This is a genomic window from Streptomyces sp. MnatMP-M17 (assembly GCF_900091995.1).
Taxonomy (GTDB): domain Bacteria; phylum Actinomycetota; class Actinomycetes; order Streptomycetales; family Streptomycetaceae; genus Streptomyces.
On sequence record NZ_FMDK01000745.1, the window covers coordinates 1 to 3,058 of the forward strand.

Here is a 3,058-nt window from a genome sequence, read left to right on the forward strand (position 1 = left end):
GTCCGCCGGGCCGCCGGGAGGCTCGGCCTGCCGTCCACTCCCGCCGCGCTCACGCGGCGCGCCGCGGCCTGGCGACCGTGGCGCGCGTACGCCGTGCAGTATCTGTGGGCGACGGACGACCATGCCATCAACCGCCTTCCCGTATAAGTACGTTCGCCTCTGAGTACGTTCGCCTCTGAGTACGTTCGCCTCAGTACGTTCGACCCAGCACACCAGGAAGTTCCCTCATGACCGGACAGCAGCACACCGTGCACACCGTGATCGACAGTCCCTACGGACCACTCACACTCGTCGCGGCCGACGACGTCCTGAAGGGCCTCTATATGGTCGGGCAGCGCCATCGCCCGCCGGAGGAGAACTTCGGTGAGCCGGATACCCGGCCCTTCACCGAGGTGGTGCGCCAGCTCGACGCGTACTTCGAGGGAGAGCTGACGGAGTTCGATCTGCCGCTGCGGCTCGACGGCACTCCGTTCCAGCGCGGCGTCTGGGAGCAGCTCCGGAAGATCCCGTACGGCGAGACGCGTTCGTACGGCGAACTGGCCGGGAGCCTCGGCAGGCCGGGCGCCTCGCGCGCGGTGGGACTGGCCAACGGCAAGAACCCGATCGGCATCATCGTGCCCTGCCACCGGGTGATCGGTTCCACCGGCAGTCTCACCGGCTACGGCGGCGGGCTCGACCGCAAGCAGCGACTGCTGGCCTTCGAAGGCGCGTCGGCCGACGTGCCGGCCCCCGCCACGCTCTTCTGACGCGCCGGATGCGCCGGATGCCCTGGCTCGCGTATCAGTCTGTGCGGTAGCGCGTCAGCAGCGCGGGCAGCGCCGTGCCGATCGGCTCGCGGATGATCTCGTCCGCGCGGTCGTCGTACGGCGTCGGCTCCGCGTTCACCACGATGAGCCGCGCGCCGTGGTCGGCGGCGATTCCCGCCAGCGAGGCGGCCGGCTGTACCTGGAGAGTCGTACCGACCACGATGAACACCTCGCATGCCTTGGCGATCGCCATTGCCTGCGCCAGCACCTCCGGGTCGAGCCGCTCGCCGAACATCACCGTCGCCGACTTGAGGATCCCGCCGCACGCCAGGCAGCGCGGATCCTCCTCGCCCGCCGCGACCCGGCCCAGCGCCTCCTTCATCGAGGACCGGACCCGGCACCCGGTGCAGACGATCTCCCGTGCGGTGCCGTGCAGTTCGAGCACCTTGCGGGCCGGCATCCCGGCAAGCTGATGCAGTCCGTCGACATTCTGCGTGATCACCCGGACCGCCGTCCCCGACCGGCTCAGCTCCGCCACCGCGCGATGGGCGGCATTGGGTTCGGCACGCAGCGTGGGACTGTCGCTCCGCATCCGCCAGGACCGGCGCCGGATCTCCGGATCCGTCATATACACGTCGTACGTGACCAGCTTCTCGGCCCCGGGATCGCGTCGCCACAGTCCGTTCGGACCGCGGTAGTCGGGTATGCCGGAGTCCGTGGAGATACCGGCGCCGCTGAGGAGCGCGACGAGAGTCATGGTGCGAGCGTACGCAGCGGAGACGGCGGGCGGCGAACTGTTTGCGCACCTCGCCTTGTGCACCTCGTCGGCGGGACCGTCGGTCAACTCCGCGACCGGTGGAGGCGTTCTACGGCCGACGGCCGTTCTCCAGTTCCACCGTGCCCGCGCCCGACTCCACCACGTCGAGTGCCGCCTGTACCCGCAGCCCGAGCGAGCCCAGCAGATACGCCGGGATCTCCTCGCGGTCGAGCAGCCGCCACGACAGCAGCTCCTCCTCCTGGACGCGGATGGCCGCGAGCTGCTCCTCGTCCAGCACTCCGCCGTCGTAGAGATAGACCGCGATCGGCGGGCGGGCCTTGCCCGGCACCCAGTCCACGGCCAGCAGCCGTCCGGGCTCGATGTCCAGCCCGATCTCTTCGAGCGTCTCGCGCCGGGCGCCCGAGCGCGGCGTCTCGCCGTCGTCGGACTCGACCGTTCCGCCGGGGAGCGCCCAGCCCTCCCGATAGTTGGGCTCGACGATCAGTACACGGCCCTCGCCGTCCCTGAACAACATGGCGGCGCCGGCGAGGACTCGGGGGAGGCCTGCGATGTACGCGGCGTATTCGGTATCGGTATCCGTCACACGGGAAGCCTAAGGGCCCTGTCTGACAAATGGTGCCGTCCGCCAAATGGCGCCGTCCGCCTGCGGAGTGCGGAGCAAGGCCTGCGACGGCAGGCATGGGCAGACCGACGGCGGGCGGATAAGGTCGGGGCGGCGCGACTGCCTGTTCGAGAGCAGAGGATTCGAAGTGACGGACGGAGCAGTAACCGAGGTCGCCCGCGTACTGATCGCGGCGGACAAGTTCAAGGGCTCGCTCACAGCGGTGCAGGTCGCGGAGCGGGTGACGGCCGGGCTGCACCAGGTCGCTCCCGAGGTGGCGGTCGAGACCCTGCCCGTCGCGGACGGCGGCGACGGTACGGTCGCGGCGGCCGTGGCGGCCGGTTTCGAACGGTGCGAGGTACGCGTCACCGGACCGCTCGGCGAGGAGCTGACCGCCGCCTATGCCCTGCGGGACGGCATGGCCGTGATCGAGATGGCGGAGGCGTCCGGCCTCCAGCATCTCCCGGCGGGAGTCTTCGCACCGCTGACGGCGACGACCTACGGATCCGGTGAACTGCTGCGCGCCGCGCTCGACGCGGGCGCCCGGAGCATCGTCTTCGGAGTCGGCGGCAGCGCCACCACCGACGGCGGCGCGGGAATGCTCGCCGCGCTCGGCGCGCGTTTCCTGGACGCGGACGGACAGCCGGTCGGGCCGGGCGGCGGCGGTCTGCGGGATCTCGTCACCGCCGATCTGTCCGGTCTGGACGGCCGTCTCGGTACGACGGAGATCGTCCTCGCCAGCGATGTCGACAATCCTCTGACCGGACCCAAGGGCGCGCCGGCCGTCTACGGTCCGCAGAAGGGCGCGAGCCCGGAGGATGTGGCCACACTCGACGCGGCACTCGCCCACTACTCCGCCGTCCTGGAGACGGCTATCGGCTCCCGCGCCGCCGAGCTCGCGCTCTCGCCGGGTGCGGGCGCGGCGGGCGGTAT

General features: G+C 70.8%; 4 protein-coding genes. 2 read left to right on the forward strand and 2 right to left on the reverse strand.

The features are described 5' to 3' along the window. The first annotated feature begins 227 nt into the window (after window positions 1–227). Window positions 228–746: a methylated-DNA--[protein]-cysteine S-methyltransferase gene (locus GA0115259_RS29690; RefSeq protein ID WP_093602741.1), complete on the forward strand. Its 519-nt coding sequence runs from the start codon at window positions 228–230 to the stop codon at window positions 744–746. A 34-nt stretch (window positions 747–780) separates the two neighbouring features. Here the strand turns inward: GA0115259_RS29690 and GA0115259_RS29695 are convergent, their stop codons facing one another. Together GA0115259_RS29695 and GA0115259_RS29700 are read right to left on the reverse strand one after the other, a co-directional pair. Next, on the reverse strand, window positions 781–1,503 hold the full coding sequence (locus GA0115259_RS29695; RefSeq protein WP_093602743.1) for an SIR2 family NAD-dependent protein deacylase: 723 nt from the start codon (window positions 1,501–1,503) through the stop codon (window positions 781–783). Window positions 1,504–1,612: 109 nt separating this feature from the next. Further along, window positions 1,613–2,107: an NUDIX domain-containing protein gene (locus GA0115259_RS29700; protein WP_256098199.1), complete on the reverse strand. Its 495-nt coding sequence runs from the start codon at window positions 2,105–2,107 to the stop codon at window positions 1,613–1,615. A gap of 166 nt (window positions 2,108–2,273) precedes the next feature. Here GA0115259_RS29700 and GA0115259_RS29705 point away from each other — a divergent pair. After that, a partial coding sequence (locus tag GA0115259_RS29705; protein WP_256098200.1) for a glycerate kinase occupies window positions 2,274–3,058 on the forward strand: 785 nt, incomplete at its 3' end.

Excerpts from the sequence above, each read along its gene's own strand:
- GA0115259_RS29690 (WP_093602741.1), top strand. The coding sequence starts at position 228 with ATGACCGGACAGCAGCACACCGTGCACACCGTGATCGACAGTCCCTAC.
- GA0115259_RS29695 (WP_093602743.1), bottom strand. The coding sequence starts at position 1,503 with ATGACTCTCGTCGCGCTCCTCAGCGGCGCCGGTATCTCCACGGACTCC.